Raw genomic sequence first — 23,866 nt, forward strand, 5'->3', positions numbered from 1 at the left:
ATGGCTGGTTTAAAACTACAGGCAGTAAGCAAAAGCTGGGATGGCAAAACCCAGGTAATTCAACCGCTGACGTTGGACGTGGCGGACGGGGAATTTATCGTCATGGTCGGCCCGTCAGGCTGCGGGAAATCAACGCTGCTGCGGATGGTCGCCGGACTTGAACGTGTGACCAGCGGCGATATCTGGATTGACCGTAAACGGGTGACCGAGATGGAGCCGAAGGATCGCGGCATCGCGATGGTGTTCCAGAACTATGCGCTTTATCCGCATATGAGCGTGGAAGAGAACATGGCGTGGGGGCTGAAGATTCGCGGCATGGGTAAGGGATTGATTGCCGAGCGCGTGCAGGAGGCGGCGCGTATTCTTGAGCTGGATGGCCTGCTCAAGCGCCGCCCGCGGGAACTGTCCGGCGGTCAGCGCCAGCGCGTGGCGATGGGCCGCGCTATCGTGCGTGACCCGGCGGTATTCCTGTTCGACGAACCGTTGTCAAACCTCGACGCCAAGCTGCGCGTGCAGATGCGTCTGGAACTGCAGCAACTGCATCGGCGCCTGAAAACGACTTCGCTGTATGTCACCCACGATCAGGTCGAAGCGATGACCCTCGCCCAGCGGGTGATGGTGATGAATAAAGGCATTGCCGAGCAGATCGGCACGCCGGTCGAAGTGTACGAAAAGCCCGCCAGCCGCTTTGTGGCGAGCTTTATCGGCAGCCCGGCCATGAACCTGCTGGAGGGGCGGGTGAGCGATGACGGCGGCCGCTTTGAGCTGGAAGGCGGCATACAGTTGCCGATGAATCACGAGCATCGGCGTTACGCCGGGCGTAAAATGACTCTCGGTATCCGCCCGGAGCACTTTATTTTAAGCTCGCAGGCGCAAGGCGGCATTCCGCTGCTGATGGATACGCTGGAAATTTTAGGTGCCGATAACCTCGCCCACGGGCGCTGGGGCGAGCAGAAGCTGGTGGTCAGATTGCCGCATCAGCAGCGCCCGGCGGGCGGCAGTACGCTATGGCTGCATCTGCCATTGGAACATCTGCACCTCTTTGATGGTGAAACAGGACAACGCGCATGAGTAACTGGCCTTATCCCCGCATCGTCGCCCATCGCGGCGGCGGTAAACTGGCGCCGGAGAACACCCTGGCGGCTATCGACGTCGGCGCCCGCTACGGGCATACGATGATTGAATTTGACGCCAAGCTGTCGAAGGACGGGCAGATCTTTCTGCTGCATGACGATAATCTCGAACGCACCAGCAATGGCTGGGGCGTGGCGGGCGAGCTGGCGTGGGACGATCTGCTGAAGGTTGATGCCGGCAGCTGGTACAGCCGCGAGTTTAAGGGCGAACCGCTGCCGCTGCTCTCCCAGGTGGCGGAACGCTGCCGCCGTCACGGCATGATGGCCAATATCGAAATTAAGCCGACCACCGGGCAGGGGCCGCAGACCGGCAAAGTGGTGGCGCTGGCCGCGCGCGATCTGTGGGCCGATATGACCGCGCCGCTACTCTCATCCTTTGAAATCGACGCGCTGGAAGCGGCGCAGGAAGCCGCGCCCGAGCTGCCCCGCGGGCTGCTGCTGGATGAGTGGCGCGATGACTGGCGCGAATTGACCGCCCGGCTGGGCTGCGTCTCAATTCATCTCAATCACAAGCTGCTGGATGCGGCGCGGGTGGCGAGCCTGAAACAGGCCGGCCTGCATATTCTGGTGTATACGGTCAATAAACCCCAGCGCGCCGCCGAGCTGCTGCGCTGGGGCGTAGATTGCATCTGCACCGATGCTATTGACGTCATCGGGCCGAATTTCCAGCCTTAAGGCTGATTTGCGGCGGACGATCTTTACGGGTTAGTCTGCCGCAGCATCCCGCCGTTGTTGTTTGGCAGTACCTGCGGCTGCGAATTGAGATTGCCGCCCTGCGCCGCGCGCTGCTGATTGGTCTGCAGCTGATTTTGCAAATGCTGTTGCTGCATATGCGTCTGATTACTCAGATTCTGCTTCAGCATGCTTTGCTGCTGCTGTTGCTGCACCTTCATCTCATTTTGCATACGCTGCTGGCTGGGTACCACATAACCCGGCTGGTTAGGGTTGTTATCGATGTTAATCGGCTGTGCTAAAACGGCGAGCGGCATCAGCGCCGCCAGGAATAAAATCGCTTTCATTGTTTTCTCCTCCCGTGCGTGGGATCACTTAAGTGTACCTCGAATTCGCCATAACAATGATTTTTTAGGAGTTATCAACCAGGCTTAAGCCGGGAGATAAAACCTACCTTTCAGGAGTAAGACAATGATAAAAACAACAATATGGCGTCAGGTGGTCATCGCAGCGTTACTGGCGGGGGGCAGTTTTACCGTTGCCGCCAATCCGCCGCCCCCGCCGCCGGTCTCGTATGGCGTTGAGGAAGATGTGTTTCACCCGGTGCGCGCCCAGCAGGGGATGGTGGCCTCGGTGGATGCGCTGGCGACCCGCGTCGGCGTAGATATTCTGCGTCAGGGCGGCAACGCCGTCGATGCGGCGGTTGCCGTTGGCTATGCGCTGGCGGTGACGCATCCGCAGGCCGGTAATATCGGCGGCGGCGGATTTATGATGCTGCGAACTAAAGACGGTAAAACCACGGCGATCGATTTCCGCGAGATGGCCCCGGAACAGGCCACCCGCGATATGTTCCTCGATGAACATGGCAATCCTGACAGTAAAAAATCGCTGACTTCGCATCTCGCTTCCGGCACGCCAGGCAGCGTTGCGGGCTTCTCTCTCGCGCTGGAAAAATACGGCACCATGCCGCTGAATAAGGTGGTCCGCCCGGCGATTAAGCTGGCGGAGGAGGGGTTTATCGTTAACGATGCGCTGGCTGACGATCTAAAAACCTACGGCAGCGAAGTGATCCCGCAGCATGAAAACAGCAAAGCGATTTTCTGGAAGAACGGCGAGCCGCTAAAAAAAGGCGATCGGCTGGTGCAAAAGAATCTGGGGAAAAGCCTGGAGCTAATTGCCGAGCACGGCCCGGACGCCTTCTATAAAGGGGCTATCGCCGACCAGATTGCCGGCGAGATGAAAAAACACGGCGGGCTTATCACCAAAGCCGACCTCGCCAACTACAAGGCCGTGGAGCGTACGCCGATTAGCGGTGAATATCGCGGCTATGAGGTCTACTCCATGCCGCCGCCGTCCTCCGGCGGGATCCACATCGTGCAGATCCTCAATATCCTCGAAAACTTCGATATGCAGAAATATGGCTTTGGCAGCGCCGACGCCATGCAGGTGATGGCGGAGGCGGAGAAACATGCCTATGCCGACCGTTCGGAATATCTCGGTGATCCTGACTTCGTCAAAGTGCCGTGGCAGGCGCTGACCAGCAAAGCTTACGCTAAAGCGATAGCCGCCGAGATTGATGTGAATAAGGCGAAGCCTTCCAGCCAGATCCGTCCGGGCAAGCTGGCGCCGTATGAAAGCAATCAGACCACCCACTTCTCGGTGGTCGATAAAGACGGCAATGCGGTGGCGGTCACCTATACGTTGAATACCACCTTTGGTACCGGCATCGTGGCCGGCGACTCCGGAATTTTGCTCAACAACCAGATGGATGATTTCTCGGCGAAGCCCGGCGTGCCTAACGTCTATGGGCTGGTGGGCGGCGACGCCAATGCGGTAGGGCCGAAAAAACGCCCGCTGTCGTCGATGTCGCCAACCATCGTGGTAAAAGACGGGAAGACCTGGCTGGTGACCGGTAGCCCGGGCGGTAGCCGAATTATCACCACCGTGCTGCAAATGGTGGTCAACACCATTGATTTTGGGATGAACGTCGCGGAAGCCACCAACGCGCCGCGCTTCCACCACCAGTGGCTGCCGGATGAACTGCGGGTGGAGAAAGGTTTTAGCCCGGATACCGTGAAATTGCTGGAAGCGAAAGGGCAGAAAGTCGCGCTGAAAGAGGCGATGGGCAGTACCCAGAGCATTATGGTGGGGCCGGACGGCACGCTGTATGGCGCTTCCGATCCGCGTTCGCCCGGTGATTTGACCGCGGGGTATTAAGGTGTTGCCCGGTGGCGCTGCGCTTACCGGGCCTACAAGTGTGCGAACGTAGGCCGGGTAAGGCGAAGCCGCCACCCGGCAACACGCTACTTCATTCTCGCCATATAATACGCATCCACATACTCACCGTTGCGCAGCGCATAGCGCCTGCCGGTGCCTTCGATCTCAAAGCCGTACTTCTTATACACCGCGACCGCCGGGGCGTTATCGGCGAACACCGTCAGCTCAATGCGCTCGACGCGCAGCCAGTTGTCGCACATATCAATCATGGTGCGCATCAGGGCGCTGGCGACGCCGCGGTTATGCCAGCGCGAATCCACGCTGATACCAAAATCGGCGACGTGGCTACGGCGAGGGCGTTGGACGACGGCAATGCATAAATGCCCCACGACTTGCCCATCGATACAGGCCACCAGCTGCTTCACGCCGGGCGTATCGGTTAGCCGCTCCCGCCACATATGCTCGGATGGATGAGGGACCTGTAGCGTGTTGTGATACACCTCCGGCTGGGCGTGAATTTGACGAATCGCGTCAACATCTTTCGGTTCAGCATGGCGTATCACGATGTCACTCATTCCTTGTTCCTCATTTGGTTAAAAAGACCCTTTAAACATCACTGACTCCGGCGTTCGAGTCAACACGCATTAATTGCAAAAAAAAGTAGACAAGTGCGAATGAGAATGATTATTATTGTCCTGCATTCAGGGAGACCCTTGCGGAAAGCCTGAAAGCACGACATTGCTCACATTGCTTCCAGTATTACTTTAGCCAGCCGGGTGCTGGCTTTTTTTTGCGCTCATTTCAGGCATGTTGCGATTTGGCGGATTTCACCGCTTCTTCCGCGACCAGGCCGACGATATTACTTTTATTTTTGCTCTCCGCCGCGGCCAACACCTCCGCGCTGCCGGTAAACAGGCCGCCCTTTTTAATCGCCAGCGCGCGATAGGCGAGGGTGCCGTCGAGGTTGCCATGTTCCTCAATAGCAATGCTATCGCCACGGCACTGGCCATGAACCTTGCCGTCGACGATCAGCTCGCGGCAACTGATATTGCCCTCAACCTCACCTTCGCGCATCACCTTAATGAGATGTTCTTTGGCCTCAATGTTGCCGGTGACCTGGCCGTGGATATAGACATGGCCGCTGGCGACGATATTGCCGACAAAATGCACGCCGCTGGCGATCACCGTGGTTTCCTGTTTTTTGACGCTTGCCGTTTCTGGCTCTGTTGCCGCCACGGCTGGCGCCGCGACTTCAGCAGCCTGCGCTTCGGTTTTATTTTTCTTCATAAACATAGCGTTAATTTTTTCCCGTTGGGTATGAGTAAGGAAAGCGAAAAGGGTACAGGCCGCCGCCAGGCGCGCCAGCGCGGCCTCATCGCTAAACCAGGCGATCAGTGCAAGAAGCCAGAAAAAAATGGCGCAGTTTATGGCGAGATACTTTTTTTCCATCAGCAGCGGCTGGCTACTCCATTAGTCTTTAGCAACGTCCTGGTTTTGCCCTTCACTTATCCGCAGTTTCGTCATTGGGATCAAGACTTTCTGTTGAAAAATTGAAATTTAATGACTTATTAATCAATTGCTTATTAATAATTGTGTATAAGTGATAACCGAAATATTTTGCCGGTGAATTTTCCAGTTCAGAGGAAAAGGAGGATGAAGTGAGCCCCCGGCTTGCGCTATGGTTAAAGGCAGCACATCAACTAAGGACAGCGTTATGATTCTGCACTGCGCATTTATTGGTTTTGGTAAAAGCACGACCCGCTACCACCTTCCTTACGTCCTGCATCGCAAAGACCGCTGGCACGTCGCGCATATTTATCGCCGCAGCGCCAGGCCGGAAGAACAGGCGCCGGCGTATTCCCATATCCACTTCACCAGCGACCTCGATGAAGTGCTGAACGACCCGCAGGTCAAACTGGTGGTGGTCTGCACCCATGCCGATAGTCACTTCGAATATGCGAAGCGGGCGCTGGAAGCGGGGAAAAACGTACTGGTCGAAAAACCCTTTACTCCGACGCTGGCAGAGGCGAAAGCCCTGTTTGCGCTGGCGAAAAGCAAAGGGTTGACGGTGACGCCTTATCAGAACCGCCGCTTCGACTCCTGTTTCCTGACCACCAAAAAGGTGATTGAAAGCGGTAAGCTCGGCGAACTGGTGGAAATTGAAAGTCATTTTGATAACTACCGACCGGTGGCGGAAACCATCCAGGGGGGACCGCAAAGCGGCGATTTCTATGGCCTCGGGGTGCATACCATGGACCAGATCATTTCGCTGTTTGGTCGCCCGGATCATGTTTCCTACGATCTGCGCTCACTACGCAATAAAGCCAATCCCGATGACACGTTTGAAGCTCAACTGTTTTATGGCGACCTGAAAGCGATCGTCAAAACCAGCCATCTGGTGCAGATTGACTACCCGAAATTTATCGTTCATGGCCATAAAGGCTCGTTTGTGAAATACGGCATTGACCAGCAGGAGACCAGCCTGAAGGCCAACATTATGCCGGGCGACGCGGGGTTCGGCGCTGATGACAGCGTAGGGCAACTGGTCTACATCAACGAGGCGGGCGTGGCGGTACGTGAAGAGGTGCCGCTGGAAACCGGCGACTACGGACGAGTGTATGACGCTCTGTATGACACCCTCGTTAACGGCCAGCCGAATTACGTCAAGGAATCTGAAGTTCTCACCAATATGGAGATTCTGCAGCGCGGCTTTGAACAACCTTCTCCGGCTACTATTACCCTCGCAAAATAAGAAAATCTGGCTCCTCGCCGCTTGTTCATATTTTTTGAACAGAGGAGTCAATTTTCACCCTCTATGATCGCCGGCGGAATGGGTCCACACTTACTCCATCGAAAACATACGGGGGTGCAACATGATCTACTTACGCAAAGCTAACGAACGTGGCCACGCTAACCATGGCTGGCTGGATTCCTGGCATACTTTCTCTTTCGCCAACTACTACGACCCGAACTTTATGGGTTTCTCCGCGCTGCGCGTGATTAACGATGACGTAATCGACGCCGGCCAGGGGTTTGGCACCCACCCGCACAAAGACATGGAAATCCTGACTTATGTACTGGAAGGCGCGGTTGAGCACCAGGACAGCATGGGTAACAAAGAGCAGGTTCCGGCTGGCGAGTTCCAGATCATGAGCGCGGGTACCGGCGTGCGTCACTCTGAGTACAACCCGAGCAGCACCGACCGCCTGCGTTTGTATCAGATCTGGATTATTCCAGAAGAAACCGGCATTACGCCGCGCTACGAGCAGCGCCGCTTTGATGCCGCGCAGGGCAAACAGCTGGTGCTGTCGCCAGATGCGCGCGAAGGGTCGCTGAAAGTGCATCAGGATATGGAACTGTATCGCTGGGCGCTGCTGAAAGATGAGCAGTCGGTTCACCAGATTGCCGCGGAACGTCGCGTGTGGATCCAGGTAGTGAAAGGCGAAGTGACGATTAACGGCACCAAAGCCACCACCAGCGATGGTCTGGCGATTTGGGACGAGCAGGCGATTTCGGTTCACGCCGACAGCGATAGCGAAATACTGCTGTTCGATCTGCCGCCGGTTTGATACGCGTCATCCTTCAAGCCGCATTTTTGTTGGCTCTCCTCACTCACCCCGGTCGCGTACCCTTTGTACGCTTCCGGGGATTCGTTGCGTTGCCGCCTCAATGCAACTTGAATGATTTTGCGTATTAACTCTAAATAAATCTTTTGGCCCTTTTTTCTCCGGGAAGGTTGCGCTTTGTCCGTGATAAACTGAGAAAATGTTTCCCAGCCGATCACAGTCAGGACGATGAAAAAGAAAAGACCCGTACTTCAGGATGTAGCCGATCTTGTCGGCGTGACCAAAATGACGGTCAGTCGCTATTTACGTAACCCGGAACAGGTTTCTGAGGCCCTGCGTGGCAAGATTGCCGTTGCACTCGATGAGCTGGGTTATATTCCCAATCGCGCTCCTGATATTCTCTCCAACGCCACCAGCCGCGCCATCGGCGTGCTGCTGCCCTCGTTAACCAACCAGGTCTTCTCGGAAGTGCTACGCGGCATTGAAAGCGTCACCGACGCCTTCGGTTATCAAACCATGCTGGCGCACTACGGCTATAAGCCGGAGATGGAAGAGAAGCGTCTCGAATCGATGCTCTCCTGGAATATTGACGGCCTGATCCTCACTGAACGTACTCACACGCCGCGCACGTTGAAAATGATTGAAGTGGCCGGGATCCCGGTGGTTGAGCTGATGGACAGCCAGTCGCCGTGCCTCGACATTGCCGTCGGTTTCGATAACTTCGAAGCGGCGCGGCAGATGACGGCGGCGATTATCGCCCGCGGTCACCGCCACGTTGCTTATCTCGGCGCGCGTCTGGATGAACGTACTATCATCAAACAGAAGGGGTACGAGCAGGCGATGCTCGATGCCGGCATGACGCCCTACAGCGTGATGGTGGAGCAATCCTCTTCCTACTCGTCAGGGATTGAGCTGATGCGTCAAGCGCGTCGCGAATATCCGCAGCTCGACGGCATCTTCTGCACCAACGATGACCTCGCGGTCGGCGCGGCGTTCGAGTGCCAGCGTCTGGGGCTGAAAATCCCGGACGACATGGCGATAGCCGGTTTCCACGGTCACGATATCGGTCAGGTGATGGAGCCGCGTCTCGCCAGCGTACTGACCCCGCGTGAGCGCATGGGGCGCATCGGCGCCGAGCGTCTGCTGGCGCGCATCCGCGGTGAGACGATTACCCCTAAGATGTTAGATTTAGGTTTCACATTGTCACCGGGTGGATCTATTTAAACCGACAAGTTTGAAGTAGATCACACATATTCACATCTGGCACGAATGGTTATTGCTTCTCCCAGGGTCCGGCATGACAATGTTACCGATAACAGTTACCCGTAACACTTGCCCGTAATCATTAACCAGTACGCCGCTTTCGCGCTGTATCAGTCAGCCCCGGCGCGGCGTACCAGTCCAGTGGGAGGACGCTTTGAGCACGACTAACCATGATCACCACGTCTATGTCCTGATGGGCGTTTCCGGCAGTGGTAAATCCGCCGTCGCCAGCGAAGTGGCGCATCAACTGAAAGCCGCGTTTCTCGATGGCGATTTTCTGCATCCGCGCAGCAACATCACCAAGATGGCTTCCGGCGAGCCGCTGAACGACGATGATCGCACCCCGTGGCTGCAGGCGTTGAATGACGCGGCATTTGCCATGCAGCGCACCAACAAAGTTTCGCTGATCGTCTGCTCAGCGCTGAAAAAAAGCTACCGCGACATTCTGCGCAAGGGCAACCCGAACCTCTCCTTTATCTACCTGAAAGGCGACTTCGACGTGATTGAAAGCCGTCTGAAGGCGCGTAAAGGGCACTTCTTCAAAACCCAAATGTTGGTGACGCAGTTTGAAACACTGCAGGAACCAGGCGCTGACGAAAGCGATGTGCTTATCGTCGATATCGACCAGTCACTGGAAGGCGTGGTCGCCAGCACCATTGAGGTGATTAACAAAGGCAGTAACTAGTGAGTACTTTAACGCTTGTTTTAACAGCAGTCGGCTCGGTATTGCTGCTGCTGTTTTTAGTCATGAAGGCGCGTATGCACGCCTTCGTGGCTTTGATGGTGGTTTCTATTGGCGCAGGTCTCTTTTCCGGTATGCCGCTGGATAAAATCGCGGCGACGATGGAAAAAGGGATGGGCGGCACGCTGGGCTTCCTGGCGATAGTCGTCGCGCTGGGCGCGATGTTCGGTAAAATTTTGCATGAAACCGGCGCGGTCGACCAAATTGCGGTGAAAATGCTGAAGTCCTTCGGCCACAACCGCGCGCATTATGCTATTGGCCTGGCCGGCCTTATCTGCGCGCTGCCGCTGTTCTTCGAAGTGGCGATCGTGCTGCTGATTAGCGTCGCGTTCTCCATGGCGCGCCATACCGGCACTAACCTCGTGAAGCTGGTGATCCCGCTGTTCGCCGGCGTCGCCGCCGCCGCGGCATTCCTGCTGCCGGGGCCCGCGCCGATGCTGCTGGCTTCGCAGATGCACGCCGATTTCGGCTGGATGATCCTGATTGGTCTCTGCGCCGCTATTCCGGGGATGATTATCGCCGGCCCGCTGTGGGGTAACTTCATCAGCCGCTACGTTGAGCTGCACATTCCTGACGATATCAGCGAACCGCATCTCGGCGAAGGTAAAATGCCGTCCTTCGGCTTTAGCCTCTCGCTGATCCTGCTGCCGCTGGTGCTGGTCGGCCTGAAAACCATCGCCGCGCGCTTTGTGCCGGTGGGATCCACCGCCTATGAATGGTTCGAGTTTATCGGCCACCCATTCACCGCGATTCTGGTTGCCTGCCTGGTAGCGATTTACGGCCTGGCGGTACGTCAGGGGATGGCGAAAGATCGCGTGATGGAGATCTGCGGCGCGGCGCTGCAGCCGGCGGGTATTATTCTGCTGGTGATTGGCGCAGGCGGCGTCTTCAAGCAGGTGCTGGTGGACTCCGGCGTCGGCCCAGCGCTCGGCGAAGCGCTGACTGGCCTGGGTCTGCCGATTGCGATTACCTGCTTCGTGCTGGCGGCTGCCGTACGTATTATTCAGGGCTCCGCGACCGTGGCGTGTCTCACGGCGGTCGGCCTGGTAATGCCGGTCATTGAGCAACTGAACTACAGCGGCGCGCAAATGGCGGCTCTCTCCATCTGTATCGCGGGTGGTTCGATTGTGGTGAGCCACGTGAACGATGCCGGCTTCTGGCTGTTCGGTAAGTTTACCGGCGCCAGCGAAGCGCAGACGCTGAAAACCTGGACGATGATGGAAACCATCCTTGGCACCACCGGCGCCATCGTCGGGATGATTGCCTTCCAGCTGCTGAGCTAAGCAAAAATAATTTCCCCGGACACCACCACGGTATCCGGGGAAAAATCAGGGTAATGCCGCTTATCCTGAATTCTCTTCGGTAACACGCTTTTTTCCCCTCTTTTCCACTTCCTTCTGCCGTGAATATCAGCGCTACGACAATGATCGTATCGCTCGTCAGGCCTTGCGACACAAGGCTTTATCCGTTTTTTTTCGCAAGCGTGAAAGCGATATTTTTCGTGCCGAATCCATAATCAGGATCAATAAAATAGCGACGGAAAATATTCCATTACGCGGGTTATTTGCCCGATAATCTTTACGCTTTTTATGACTACCAGCGACGGTGGGCGGAGTGTGGGATAAGTTGCTTTTCTGATTGGCGCGCAATCATTGATTAATTTCACTTGCGACTTTAGCTGCATTTTGTAATGTGAAGGACATCCCAGTTGGAAACTGGCCTGGCACTAACAGCACACACCTCGCAGGAATACGTTATGAAAAATGTTGGTTTTATCGGTTGGCGTGGAATGGTCGGCTCTGTTCTCATGCAACGCATGGTGGAAGAGCGTGATTTCGACGCCATTCGCCCTGTTTTCTTCTCCACCTCTCAGCTGGGTCAGCCCGCGCCGTCATTCGGCGGCAGTACCGGGGGGACGCTTCAGGATGCATTCGATCTGGAAGCGCTGAAGGCGCTGGACATTATTGTTACCTGCCAGGGCGGCGATTACACCAACGAGATTTACCCGAAGCTGCGCGAAAGCGGCTGGCAGGGGTACTGGATTGACGCGGCGTCTTCGCTGCGCATGAAAGACGATGCGATCATTATTCTCGACCCGGTTAACCAGGATGTCATTACCGCTGGCCTGAATAACGGCATCAAAACCTTCGTCGGCGGCAACTGTACGGTGAGCCTGATGCTGATGTCCCTCGGCGGCCTGTTTGCCCATGACCTGGTGGAGTGGGTCAGCGTGGCGACTTACCAGGCGGCTTCCGGCGGCGGCGCGCGTCATATGCGCGAACTGCTGAGCCAGATGGGCCAACTGCATGGCCACGTGGCAAGCGAGCTGGCGAACCCGGCTTCCGCGATTCTCGATATCGAGCGCAAAGTGACGTCGCTGACCCGCAGCGGCGACCTGCCGGTCGATAACTTTGGCGTGCCGCTGGCGGGCAGCCTGATCCCATGGATCGACAAACAGCTTGATAACGGTCAGAGCCGCGAAGAATGGAAAGGCCAGGCAGAGACGAACAAAATTCTCGCCACCGCGTCGCCGATCCCGGTCGATGGTCTGTGCGTGCGCGTCGGCGCGCTGCGCTGCCACAGCCAGGCGTTTACCATCAAGCTGAAGAAAGATGTTTCTATCCCGACCGTTGAGGAACTGCTGGCCGCGCATAACCCGTGGGCTAAAGTGGTGCCAAACGATCGCGACATCACCATGCGCGAGCTGACCCCAGCCGCGGTGACCGGCACCCTGACCACCCCGGTAGGGCGCCTGCGTAAACTGAACATGGGTCCTGAGTACCTGTCGGCCTTTACCGTCGGCGACCAGCTGCTGTGGGGCGCCGCCGAACCGTTGCGCCGCATGCTACGACAGCTGGCGTAAACGCAGGACAAACGATAAGGGGTGTGGATACACCCCTTTTTTTTGCGTAATACAAGGAGTAAACGCGGATGTTGGATTTTTCCCCACGGAGGTAACGCAGCCTTGGCTATGCTTTAAGTAAGGAGTTCCTTACCTGAAGGTGGGACGGAGCAGGAGGATGCACGTTGGTGCTGCGCCGTTCAGGTCAAAAAAGTCGCCGGTTACAGGAAAGGGCGACACTTACAACAGGATGAAAGCATGTCGAATCGAATCGATAGAGACGTGATTAATGCGCTGATTGCAGGTCATTTCGCGGATCCCTTTTCCGTGCTTGGCATGCACCGCACCGAGGCGGGGCTGGAAGTTCGCGCATTATTACCAGATGCCACCGAAGTGTGGGTTATTGAACCGAAAACCGGGCGTAAAGTCGGCAAACTCGAATGCCTCGACTCGCGCGGATTCTTTAGCGGCCTGCTGCCGCGGCGTAAAAACGCTTTTCGCTACCAGCTGGCCGTCACCTGGCACGGACAGCAAAACCTGATTGACGACCCTTACCGTTTCGGCCCGCTGCTGCAGGACGTTGATGCCTGGCTGTTGTCCGAGGGAACGCACCTGCGCCCTTACGAAACCCTGGGCGCGCACGCCGACACCATGGATGGCGTCACCGGTACGCGCTTTTCGGTCTGGGCGCCAAACGCCCGCCGGGTCTCGGTGGTGGGGCAATTTAACTACTGGGATGGCCGACGCCATCCGATGCGCCTGCGTAAAGAGTCCGGTATCTGGGAACTCTTCATTCCCGGCGCGCTTAATGGTCAGCTGTATAAATTCGAGCTGATCGACGCTCATGGCAATCTACGCGTCAAAGCCGATCCTTACGCCTTTGAGTCGCAGATGCGCCCGGAAAGCGCGTCGCTTATCTGCGATTTGCCGCCGAAAGTCGAACAGCCGGCGGCGCGCAAAGCCGCGAACCAGTTTGATGCGCCGATCTCTATTTATGAAGTGCACCTCGGTTCCTGGCGCCGCCATACCGACAATAACTTCTGGCTTAGCTACCGCGAACTGGCAGACCAACTGGTGCCATATGCAAAATGGATGGGTTTCACCCACCTCGAACTGCTGCCGGTGAACGAACACCCGTTCGACGGTAGCTGGGGCTACCAGCCGACCGGCCTCTACGCGCCGACACGCCGCTTCGGCACCCGTGAAGATTTCCGCTATTTCATCGATGCCGCCCACGCCGCAGGCCTTAACGTGATCCTCGATTGGGTTCCGGGTCATTTTCCGGCGGATGATTTTTCGCTGGCCTCATTTGACGGCACCTCGCTGTATGAACACAGCGATCCGCGCGAAGGTTATCACCAGGACTGGAATACCCTTATCTATAACTACGGCCGCCGCGAAGTCAGCAATTACCTGGTGGGTAACGCGCTGTACTGGATCGAGCGCTTCGGCATTGACGCGCTGCGCGTCGACGCGGTGGCGTCGATGATCTACCGCGACTATAGCCGTAAAGCGGGTGAGTGGATCCCCAACGAATACGGCGGGCGGGAAAATCTTGAAGCAATCGAGTTTCTGCGTAACACCAACCGTATTCTCGGCGAGCAGACGCCAGGGGCGGTAACGATGGCGGAAGAGTCCACCGATTTTGCCGGCGTGACGCGCCCGCCCGCCGACGGCGGCCTCGGCTTCTGGTTCAAATGGAATCTCGGCTGGATGCACGACACGCTGGACTATATGAAGCTCGATCCTGTCCATCGTCGCTACCATCACGACAAAATGACCTTCGGCATGCTCTACAACTACACCGAGAACTTCGTGCTGCCGCTCTCCCACGATGAAGTGGTGCACGGCAAAAAATCGATTCTCGACCGCATGCCGGGGGACGCATGGCAGCGCTTTGCCAACCTGCGCGCCTACTACGGCTGGCTGTTCGCCTTCCCGGGCAAAAAGCTGCTGTTTATGGGCAATGAATTCGCCCAGGGCCGCGAGTGGAACCACGACGCCAGTCTCGACTGGCATCTGCTGGAGGGCGGCGACAACTGGCACCACGGCGTCCAGCGGCTGGTGCGCGACCTGAACCACACCTACCGTCACCATAAAGCGCTGCACGAGCTTGATTTCGATCCCTACGGCTTCGAATGGCTGGTGGTCGACGATCATGAGCGTTCGGTATTTATCTTTGTGCGCCGCGATAAAGCCGGCAATGAGATTATCGTCGCCAGCAACTTTACCCCGGTGCCGCGGCACAACTACCGTTTCGGCATCAACCAGCCGGGACGCTGGCGCGAAGAATTGAACACCGACTCGATGCATTATCACGGCAGTAACGCCGGAAATGGCGGCGTGGTTGAGAGCGAGCCCGTCGCCAGCCATGGCCGTCAGCATTCGTTGTCGATTACCCTGCCGCCGCTGGCGACCATCTGGCTGGTACGGGAGGCCTGATGACGACGCTTGCCGCGGGAAAACCGACGCCTTTGGGCGCCAGCTATGACGGCAAAGGGGTGAACTTCACCCTGTTTTCCGCCCACGCCGAGCGGGTGGAGCTCTGCGTGTTCGACCAGCAGGGCAACGAGCGGCGCTACGACCTCCCGGCGCGCAGCGGCGACATCTGGCACGGCTGGCTGGCCGATGCGCGTCCAGGGTTACGCTACGGTTATCGGGTGCACGGGCCGTGGGATCCGGCGCAGGGGCATCGCTTCAATCCGGCCAAGCTGCTGCTCGACCCTTGCGCGCATCAGGTGGCGGGTGAACTGTTGGACGACGAGCGTCTGCATGGCGGTATGCATGAACCGGATGCCCGCGACAGCGCAGCCATTGCGCCAAAATCCCAGGTGGTCGATCTGCATTACGACTGGCTCGGTGATAAACCGCCGCGCACGCCGTGGGGCGAAACGGTCATTTATGAAGCCCACGTCAAAGGGTTGACCTGGCTGCATCCGGAGCTGCCGGAGGCGATCCGCGGCACCTATCAGGCGCTGGGCCACCCGCTGATGATCGATTATTTTCGCCGTCTGGGGATTACCGCGCTGGAGCTGATGCCGGTGGCGCAGTTCGCCAGCGAACCTCGCCTGCAGCGGATGGGGCTGAGCAACTACTGGGGCTACAACCCGCTGGCGCTGTTTGCGCTGGAGCCGCGCTACGCCAGCCAGCCGCAGCGGGCGCTCGATGAGTTCCGCGATGCGGTGAAGGTGCTGCACGCGGCGGGCATCGAGGTGATCCTCGATATCGTGCTGAACCATAGCGCGGAAATCGATCTTGAAGGGCCGACAGTCTCCCTGCGCGGTATCGATAACCGCAGCTATTATTGGATCAGGGACGACGGCGATTATCACAACTGGACCGGCTGCGGTAACACGCTCAACCTCAGTCATCCCGGCGTGGTGGAGTATGCCCTGCAGTGCCTGCGCTTTTGGGTTGATGAATGCCACGTCGACGGTTTTCGCTTCGACCTGGCGTCGGTGATGGGGCGTACGCCGGAATTTCGTCAGGACGCGCCGCTGTTTGAGGCCATTCGCCGCGACCCGGTATTGTCGGCGCTCAAGCTGATTGCCGAACCCTGGGATATTGGCCAGGGCGGTTATCAGGTGGGGAACTTCCCGCCGCTGTTTGCCGAATGGAACGACCATTTTCGCGATACCGCGCGCCGTTTCTGGTTGCAACAAAACGTGTCGTTGGGTGACTTCGCCCAGCGCTTCGCCGCCTCCAGCGATCTCTTTGCCCGCGATGGCAAACGGCCTGGGGCGACGATCAATCTGATCACGGCGCATGATGGATTCACCCTACGTGATTGCGTCTGTTTCAATCAGAAACACAATCAGGCGAACGGCGAAGAGAATCGCGATGGGACTAACAATAACTACAGCAATAATCATGGTATAGAGGGATTAGAAGCCAATCTTGCCGTGATTGAGCGGCGGCGCGATAGCGTACATGCGCTCCTGACCACGCTGCTGCTGTCGCAAGGAACGCCGATGCTGCTGGCGGGCGATGAGCATGGCCATAGCCAGCATGGCAACAATAATGTGTACTGTCAGGACAATGCCTTGACCTGGCTGGACTGGCGGCGGGCAAATCACGGGTTAACCGCTTTTGTCGCCGCGCTTATCCACCTGCGTCGGCGCATTCCGGCATTAACCCGTAATCAGTGGTGGCAGGAGCAGGACGGCAACGTGAGCTGGCTCAATCAGCGCGGAGAACCGTTAAACGCCGACGAGTGGCAACATGGCGCCGCGCGGCTGCAAATCCTGTTATCCGATCGCTGGTTGATCGCGCTGAATGCCACCGCGGAGGTGGCGGATATGGTTTTACCTGCGGGGGAGTGGCGCGCCGTTCCTCCATTCGCCGGAGAGGATAATCCGGTCATCATGGCTGTCTGGCATGGGCCCGCGCACGGAGTTTGCGTATTTCAAAGGTCGTAGTCCCTGGGGGTTTTCGGCGCGTTCATGATGAATGGGCCGTGAAGCAGGGGAATCAAAAGGAGTTAATCATGGTTGGGCTAGAAAAGAACGATCCGTTGATGCTGGCGCGTCAACTTCCTCTCAAATCGGTGGCGCTGATCCTTGCTGGCGGGCGTGGTACCCGGCTTAAGGATTTAACCATTAAGCGCGCGAAGCCTGCCGTCCACTTTGGCGGTAAGTTCCGTATTATCGACTTCGCGTTATCTAACTGTCTTAACTCAGGTATTCGCCGCATCGGCGTGATTACCCAGTATCAATCGCACACACTGGTGCAGCATATCCAGCGCGGCTGGTCTTTCTTCAGCGAAGAGATGAATGAATTCGTCGATCTGCTGCCGGCGCAGCAGCGGGTACACGGTGAAAACTGGTATCGCGGTACGGCCGATGCGGTGACGCAGAACCTCGACATTATTCGTCGCTATAAAGCCGAATATGTGGTGATCCTCGCCGGCGACCACATCTACAAACAAGATTACTCGCGCATGCTGATCGACCATGTCGAAAAAGGCGCGCGCTGCACCGTCGCCTGTATGCCGGTGCCCATCGAAGAAGCATCCGCCTTTGGCGTGATGGCGGTCGACGAAAGCGAGAAGATCATCGAGTTCGTCGAGAAACCGGCCAACCCGCCGGCGATGCCGAACGACGCTACCCGCTCGCTTGCCAGTATGGGCATCTATGTCTTTGATGCGGATTACCTTTATGAACTGCTGGCCGCCGACGATCTCGACGAAAACTCCAGCCACGACTTCGGCAAAGATATCATCCCGAAAATTACCGAAGCTGGCATGGCTTATGCACATCCTTTCCCGCTCTCCTGCGTGCAATCCGACCCGCAAGCCGAGCCGTACTGGCGCGATGTCGGGACGCTGGAAGCCTACTGGAAGGCCAACCTCGACCTGGCCTCGGTGACGCCGGAGCTGGATATGTACGACCAGCACTGGCCTATCCGTACCCATATGGAATCGCTGCCGCCAGCGAAGTTCGTCCAGGACCGCTCCGGCAGCCACGGCATGACGCTGAACTCGCTGGTTTCCGGCGGCTGCATTATCTCGGGCTCGGTGGTGGTGCAGTCGGTGCTGTTCCCGCGAGTGCGGGTGAATTCGTTTTGTAACATTGATTCGGCAGTCTTATTGCCGGATGTCTGGGTCGGGCGCTCGTGCCGCCTGCGCCGCTGCGTGATAGATCGCGCCTGCGTCATCCCGGAAGGGATGGTCATTGGGGAGAATGCGGAAGAAGATGCCAGCCGCTTCTATCGTTCAGAAGAAGGGATCGTGCTGGTTACGCGCGACATGCTGCGGAAACTGGGGCACAAACAGGAGCGATAATGCAGGTTTTACACGTATGTTCAGAGATGTTCCCGTTGTTAAAAACCGGCGGTCTGGCTGACGTTATCGGCGCGCTGCCTGCGGCGCAGATCGCAGACGGCGTGGATACCCGCGTGCTGCTGCCGGGGTATCCGGATATCCGCCGCGGGATTACCGACGCGCAGGTCGTCACCCGCCGGGATACCTTTGCCGGGCGCATCACCCTGTTGTTCGGCCATTTTAACGGCGTCGGTATCTATCTGATCGACGCGCCGCATCTCTACGATCGTCCGGGGAGCCCGTATCACGACGCCAACATGAATGCCTATACCGACAACGTGCTGCGCTTTGCGCTGCTCGGCTGGGTGGGGAGCGAAATGGCCTGCGGGCTGGATCCATTCTGGCGCCCGGAGGTGGTGCACGCCCATGACTGGCACGCGGGCCTGACGCCGGCCTATCTGGCGGCGCGCGGCCGTCCGGCGAAATCGGTGTTTACGGTGCACAATCTCGCCTACCAGGGAATGTTTTACTCCTGGCATATGAATGAGATAGAACTGCCGTGGTCGTTCTATAACATGCACGGCCTCGAATTTAACGGTCAGATCTCGTTCCTCAAAGCCGGGCTGTACTATGCCGACCATATCACGGCGGTGAGTCCAACCTACGCGCGGGAAATCACCGAACCGCAATATGCCTACGGCATGGAAGGGCTGCTGCGCCAGCGCCAACATGAGGGCCGCTTGTCCGGCATCCTTAACGGCGTCGATGATGCTATCTGGAATCCGCAAAGCGATCTGCTGCTGGCGGCGCGCTATGACCGAGATAGCCTGGAAGAGAAAGCCGAGAATAAACGGCAGCTGCAAATCGCCATGGGGCTGAAGGTGGATGACAAAGCGCCGCTGTTCGCCGTGGTGAGCCGCCTGACCAGCCAAAAAGGGCTGGATCTGGTGCTGGAGGCGCTGCCGGGCCTGCTGGAGCAGGGCGGGCAACTGGCGCTGCTCGGCGCCGGGGATCCGGTCCTGCAGGAGGGCTTCCTCGCCGCCGCCGCCGAACATCCGGGCCAGGTCGGCGTGCAGATTGGCTATCACGAGGCGTTTTCGCACCGCATCATGGGCGGCGCCGATGTGATTCTGGTTCCCAGCCGCTTTGAACCGTGCGGCCTGACTCAGCTGTATGGCCTGAAATACGGCACCCTGCCGCTGGTGCGCCGCACCGGCGGTCTCGCCGATACCGTGGCCGACTGTTCGCTGGAAAACCTCGCCGACGGCGTCGCCAGCGGCTTTGTCTTTGAGGACAGTAACGCGGTGTCGTTGCTGCGGGCCATCCGGCGCACCTTTGTGTTGTGGTCGCGGCCATCGCTGTGGCGCTACGTTCAGCGTCAGGCGATGAATATGGACTTTAGCTGGCAGGTGGCGGCGAAATCCTATCGTGAACTCTATCAACGCTTGATGTAACCACAGGAGCTATGGCTATGAATGCACCCTTTAGTTATGCATCACCCACGCTGAGCGTTGAGGCGTTAAAGCATTCTATCGCGTATAAGCTGATGTTTATCATCGGCAAAGATCCGGCGATCGCCAACAAACACGAATGGCTGAACGCCACCCTGTTCGCCGTTCGCGACCGCATGGTCGAGCGCTGGCTGCGTTCAAACCGCGCCCAGCTGTCGCAGGAAGTGCGGCAGGTTTACTATCTGTCGATGGAGTTTTTGATTGGTCGCACCCTCTCTAACGCGCTGCTGTCGTTAGGGATTTATGAAGATGTGAATAATGCGCTGGCCGATATGGGGCTCGATCTGGAAGAGCTTATTGATGAAGAAAACGACCCCGGTTTAGGCAACGGCGGTTTAGGGCGCCTGGCCGCCTGCTTCCTCGATTCTCTGGCGACGCTGGGCCTGCCGGGCCGCGGCTACGGTATCCGCTACGACTATGGGATGTTCAAGCAGAACATCGTCGACGGGCGGCAGAAAGAGTCGCCGGATTACTGGCTGGAGTACGGCAACCCGTGGGAGTTCGAACGCCACAATACGCGCTATAAAGTGCGTTTCGGCGGCCGCGTGCAGCAGGAAGGAAAAAATACCCGCTGGATAGAGACCGAAGAGATTATCGCCGAAGCCTACGATCAGATTATCCCCGGTTTCGATACCGATGCCACCAACACCCTGCGTCTGTGGAGCGCGCAAGCCAGTAGCGAAATCAACCTCGGTAAATTCAACCAGGGCGACTACTTTGCGGCGGTGGAAGATAAGAACCACTCCGAGAACGTTTCGCGGGTGCTGTACCCGGATGACTCCACCTATTCCGGGCGCGAGCTGCGCCTGCGTCAGGAGTATTTCCTGGTCTCGGCGACGGTACAGGATATCCTCAGCCGCCACTACCAGCTGCACCGCACCTACGACAATCTGGCGGCGAAAATCGCCATTCACCTCAATGACACCCACCCGGTGCTGTCGATCCCTGAGCTGATGCGTCTGCTGATCGATGAGCACAAATTTAGCTGGGATGAAGCCTTCGAGGTGACCTGCCAGGTCTTCTCCTATACCAACCATACGTTGATGAGCGAAGCGCTGGAGACCTGGCCGGTCGATATGCTGGGGAAAATCCTGCCGCGCCATCTGCAGATTATCTTCGAGATTAACGATTACTTCCTCAAGACGCTGCAGGAGCAGTATCCCAACGATACCGCGCTGCTCAGCCGTACCTCGATCATTGATGAATCCAATGGTCGCCGGGTGCGTATGGCGTGGCTGGCGGTTGTCGTCAGCCATAAAGTCAACGGCGTGTCAGAGCTGCATTCTCGCTTAATGGTCGAGTCGCTGTTTGCCGAGTTTGCGAAGATTTTCCCGATGCGCTTTACCAACGTCACCAACGGCGTCACGCCGCGGCGCTGGCTGGCGTTGGCGAACCCGCCGCTGTCGCAGGTGCTGGATGAGAATATCGGCCACACCTGGCGCACCGACTTAAGCCAACTAAGCGATCTGCAGCAGCATATTGATTATCCGACGGTGAACCAGGCGGTGCGCCGCGCCAAGCTTGAGAATAAGCAGCGTCTGGCGAACTATATCGCCCAGCAGTTGAACGTGGTGGTCAATCCTAAGGCGCTGTTTGATGTGCAGATCAAACGCATCCACGAATATAAACGCCAGCTGATGAATATCCTGCACGTCATCACCCGCTACAATCGGATCAAAGCCGATCCGCAGGCGGAGTGGGTGCCGCGGGTGAATATCTTCGCCGGCAAGGCCGCGTCGGCTTACTACATGGCGAAGCATATTATTCATCTGATCAACGATGTGGCGGCGGTGGTGAACAGCGATCCGCAGATTGGCGATAAGCTAAAAGTGGTGTTTATCCCCAACTACAGCGTGAGTCTGGCGCAGCTGATTATTCCGGCGGCGGATCTCTCCGAGCAGATTTCGTTGGCGGGAACGGAAGCGTCCGGTACCAGCAATATGAAGTTTGCGCTCAACGGCGCGCTAACCATTGGTACGCTGGATGGCGCTAACGTTGAAATGCTGGAGCACGTCGGCGAGGACAATATCTTTATCTTCGGTAATACCGCGGAACAGGTAGAAGCCCTGCGCAGTAACGGCTATAAACCGCGCGACTATTATGAGCAGGATGAGGAGCTGCATCAGGCGTTGACGCAGATTGGCACCGGCCTGTTCAGTCCTTCGGAGCCTGGCCGCTACCGCGACCTGCTGGATTCGCTGATCAACTTTGGCGACCACTATCAGGTACTGGCGGACTACCGCAGCTACGTTGATTGCCAGGATAAGGTGGACGAGCTGTACCGCCATCCGGAGGAGTGGGCCAATAAAGCGATGATGAACATCGCCAATATGGGCTATTTCTCATCCGACCGCACGATCCAGGAGTACGCCAAACATATCTGGCATATCGACCCGGTTCGTTTGTAATCGGTTAAGCATCAGTAAAACGGGGCCAGTTGGCCCCGTTTTTGTGTGTGCGGTGATGTAGCCCGGGCCAGGCGTCAGCCGCCGCCCGGGGTATATCAGGACGCTAACGACAGTTCAGACTTTCCCGTATGTTGCGCCAGCCACTCGCTGATACGCGCCTGCTGCTCGGCATTCAGCCACATCCCCTGTTTGGTACGGCGCCAGATAGCGTCATCCAGGCTGCGAACCCACTCGTGTTCGACCAGGTACTTCAGCTCGGCTTCATAAAACTCGTGGCCAAAATCTTCTCCCAGATCGGCAAGCGAAGTCGCTTCGCCAAGGATCCACTCGCTGTTGCTACCGTAGGTTCGGGCGTAGTGGCGGGCCATTGATTCGCTGATAAACGCGAAACGACGGCGCAGTTTCGCCGCGTAGTCGTCGCGGTCGCCGCCGATATCGCCGCCGGGCAGAACGGCGGTTTTAGTCCACGCCGGGCCAATCCCCTGATAATACGGGGTCAGTTTTTCCAGCGCATGTTCCGCCAGTTTACGGTAGGTGGTGAGTTTGCCGCCGAATACCGACAGCAGCGGCGCCTGACCGTTCTCATCATGAATATCGAGGGTATAGTCGCGGGTAATCGCCTGCGGCGAGTCGGATTCATCGTCGCACAGCGGACGCACGCCGGAGTAGGTCCAGACGATATCGTCGCGCGACAGCGTCTTTTTAAAGTGCGCGTTGTAGACGTTCAACAGGTAGTTGATCTCTTTATCGTCGATCGCCACCTCTTTTGGATCGCCGTTGTACTCGACGTCGGTGGTACCGATAATTGAGAACTCATCCATCCACGGGATGACAAACACGATACGTTTATCTTCGTTTTGCAGGATATAGGCCTGCTTCTGGGTGTGCACGCGCGGCACCACGATATGGCTGCCTTTGATCAGACGGATGCCATAGGGCGAGCGCAGATGCATGCCTTCGTCGAAGAAATGTTTCACCCACGGGCCGGTGGCGTTAACCAGGCCGCGCGCGTGCCAGGTGAATTTTTCGCCGCTATCGATATCTTCCGCTTCCACCACCCACAGGCCGTTTTCGCGTTTTGCCGAGATAGCGCGGGTGCGGGTGCGAACCTCACCGCCTTTACGTACCACCATCTGGGCGTTAGCAAGAACCAGACGCGCATCGTCGACCCAGCAGTCGGAATATTCGAAACCGCGCACGATTTCCGGCTTAAGTACCGATTCCGCGCCAAAGCGCAAACCGGTCGAGCCCGGCAGGCTGGTGCGTTTGCCGAGGTGATCGTATAAAAACAGACCGATACGAATCATCCACGCCGGGCGCAGATGCGGGCGATGTGGTAAGCGAAAGCGCATCGGGAAGGCCAAATGCGGCGCCATTTTTAATAACACCTCGCGCTCCGCCAGCGCTTCGCTGACCAGGCGGAATTCGTAGTGTTCCAGGTAGCGCAGGCCGCCGTGAATTAGTTTTGAGCTGGCGCTCGAGGTGGCGCAGGCAAGGTCTCTCGCTTCCAGCATCAGCACGGATAAACCGCGCCCGGCGGCGTCTGCCGCGATACCGGCACCGTTGATGCCTCCGCCTATCACAATCAGATCTTTGATTTCCACGCTCGCACCTCGTTCACTTTCGTTTAAGCTCATAAATGTTCGATATCGCTCACTATAGCAAACAAACGCGCTTTTGGTAACATCAAAAAAACATTTCAGAGTGATGCATGTAACATATTGGCGTTTATTTACCGCCTGACGGTACAC

18 protein-coding genes are annotated in these 23,866 nt (G+C 57.4%); 14 read left to right on the plus strand and 4 right to left on the minus strand.

Annotation, left to right across the window (positions count from 1 at the left end):
* Positions 1-1,071 (plus strand): sn-glycerol-3-phosphate import ATP-binding protein UgpC, encoded by a 1,071-nt coding sequence (locus ABLU80_RS12445; protein WP_015703701.1) that lies wholly within the window; start codon positions 1-3, stop codon positions 1,069-1,071.
* Positions 1,068-1,808, plus strand: coding sequence for a glycerophosphodiester phosphodiesterase (gene ugpQ / locus ABLU80_RS12450; RefSeq protein ID WP_020077771.1), 741 nt, complete (start codon positions 1,068-1,070; stop codon positions 1,806-1,808). Before ABLU80_RS12445 ends, ugpQ begins: the two co-directional genes overlap by 4 nt.
* Positions 1,809-1,831: 23 nt before the next feature.
* Here the strand turns inward: ugpQ and ABLU80_RS12455 are convergent, their stop codons facing one another.
* Positions 1,832-2,152 (minus strand): DUF2756 family protein, encoded by a 321-nt coding sequence (locus ABLU80_RS12455; protein WP_348850019.1) that lies wholly within the window; start codon positions 2,150-2,152, stop codon positions 1,832-1,834.
* A 124-nt stretch (positions 2,153-2,276) separates the two neighbouring features.
* Between ABLU80_RS12455 and ggt the strand changes: the two genes are divergently transcribed.
* A complete protein-coding gene (gene ggt, locus ABLU80_RS12460) occupies positions 2,277-4,022 on the plus strand; it encodes a gamma-glutamyltransferase (protein WP_348850020.1) in 1,746 nt (581 codons plus the stop codon).
* 86 nt (positions 4,023-4,108) lie between these two features.
* Here the strand turns inward: ggt and yhhY are convergent, their stop codons facing one another.
* Together yhhY and ABLU80_RS12470 are read right to left on the minus strand one after the other, a co-directional pair.
* The gene (gene yhhY, locus ABLU80_RS12465) at positions 4,109-4,597 is read right to left on the minus strand and encodes an N-acetyltransferase (RefSeq protein WP_047079908.1); all 489 of its coding nucleotides are present in this window, start codon (positions 4,595-4,597) and stop codon (positions 4,109-4,111) included.
* A 226-nt stretch (positions 4,598-4,823) separates the two neighbouring features.
* Positions 4,824-5,471 (minus strand): polymer-forming cytoskeletal protein, encoded by a 648-nt coding sequence (locus tag ABLU80_RS12470; RefSeq protein WP_032715216.1) that lies wholly within the window; start codon positions 5,469-5,471, stop codon positions 4,824-4,826.
* A gap of 265 nt (positions 5,472-5,736) precedes the next feature.
* Here ABLU80_RS12470 and ABLU80_RS12475 point away from each other — a divergent pair, with 265 nt between their 5' ends.
* From ABLU80_RS12475 to glgP, 11 genes are all read left to right on the plus strand, one after another.
* The gene (locus ABLU80_RS12475) at positions 5,737-6,774 is read left to right on the plus strand and encodes an oxidoreductase (RefSeq protein WP_063444718.1); all 1,038 of its coding nucleotides are present in this window, start codon (positions 5,737-5,739) and stop codon (positions 6,772-6,774) included.
* Between the two features lie 121 nt (positions 6,775-6,895).
* The gene (locus ABLU80_RS12480) at positions 6,896-7,591 is read left to right on the plus strand and encodes a pirin family protein (protein ID WP_015369337.1); all 696 of its coding nucleotides are present in this window, start codon (positions 6,896-6,898) and stop codon (positions 7,589-7,591) included.
* A 225-nt stretch (positions 7,592-7,816) separates the two neighbouring features.
* Complete coding sequence (gene gntR, locus ABLU80_RS12485) at positions 7,817-8,812, plus strand: gluconate operon transcriptional repressor GntR (RefSeq protein ID WP_015369338.1); 996 nt, start codon at positions 7,817-7,819, stop codon at positions 8,810-8,812.
* Positions 8,813-9,005: 193 nt separating this feature from the next.
* Positions 9,006-9,536, plus strand: coding sequence for a gluconokinase (gene gntK, locus ABLU80_RS12490; RefSeq protein WP_015369339.1), 531 nt, complete (start codon positions 9,006-9,008; stop codon positions 9,534-9,536).
* Complete coding sequence (gene gntU, locus ABLU80_RS12495) at positions 9,536-10,876, plus strand: gluconate transporter (protein WP_015369340.1); 1,341 nt, start codon at positions 9,536-9,538, stop codon at positions 10,874-10,876. The genes gntK and gntU overlap by 1 nt, the downstream gene beginning before the upstream one ends.
* Before the next feature lie 473 nt (positions 10,877-11,349).
* Positions 11,350-12,456, plus strand: coding sequence for an aspartate-semialdehyde dehydrogenase (asd, locus tag ABLU80_RS12500; protein ID WP_015369342.1), 1,107 nt, complete (start codon positions 11,350-11,352; stop codon positions 12,454-12,456).
* A 237-nt stretch (positions 12,457-12,693) separates the two neighbouring features.
* A complete protein-coding gene (glgB, locus tag ABLU80_RS12505) occupies positions 12,694-14,877 on the plus strand; it encodes a 1,4-alpha-glucan branching enzyme (RefSeq protein ID WP_047054583.1) in 2,184 nt (727 codons plus the stop codon).
* A complete protein-coding gene (glgX, locus tag ABLU80_RS12510) occupies positions 14,877-16,853 on the plus strand; it encodes a glycogen debranching protein GlgX (RefSeq protein WP_348850021.1) in 1,977 nt (658 codons plus the stop codon). Before glgB ends, glgX begins: the two co-directional genes overlap by 1 nt.
* Before the next feature lie 68 nt (positions 16,854-16,921).
* Complete coding sequence (gene glgC / locus ABLU80_RS12515) at positions 16,922-18,217, plus strand: glucose-1-phosphate adenylyltransferase (protein ID WP_015703688.1); 1,296 nt, start codon at positions 16,922-16,924, stop codon at positions 18,215-18,217.
* Positions 18,217-19,650, plus strand: a complete 1,434-nt coding sequence (gene glgA / locus ABLU80_RS12520; protein ID WP_015369346.1) for a glycogen synthase GlgA — start codon at positions 18,217-18,219, stop codon at positions 19,648-19,650. Before glgC ends, glgA begins: the two co-directional genes overlap by 1 nt.
* A 17-nt stretch (positions 19,651-19,667) precedes the next feature.
* Positions 19,668-22,115 carry a glycogen phosphorylase gene (gene glgP, locus ABLU80_RS12525; RefSeq protein WP_032709307.1) on the plus strand — a complete coding sequence of 816 codons (2,448 nt, stop codon included), beginning with the start codon at positions 19,668-19,670 and terminating at the stop codon, positions 22,113-22,115.
* A 95-nt stretch (positions 22,116-22,210) separates the two neighbouring features.
* Here glgP and glpD read toward each other — a convergent pair whose 3' ends face one another.
* Positions 22,211-23,719, minus strand: coding sequence for a glycerol-3-phosphate dehydrogenase (glpD, locus tag ABLU80_RS12530; RefSeq protein WP_020077778.1), 1,509 nt, complete (start codon positions 23,717-23,719; stop codon positions 22,211-22,213).
* Between the last annotated feature and the right edge of the window lie 147 nt (positions 23,720-23,866).

Source organism: Klebsiella sp. CN_Kp104 (genome assembly GCF_040064515.1).
GTDB lineage: Bacteria > Pseudomonadota > Gammaproteobacteria > Enterobacterales > Enterobacteriaceae > Klebsiella > Klebsiella aerogenes.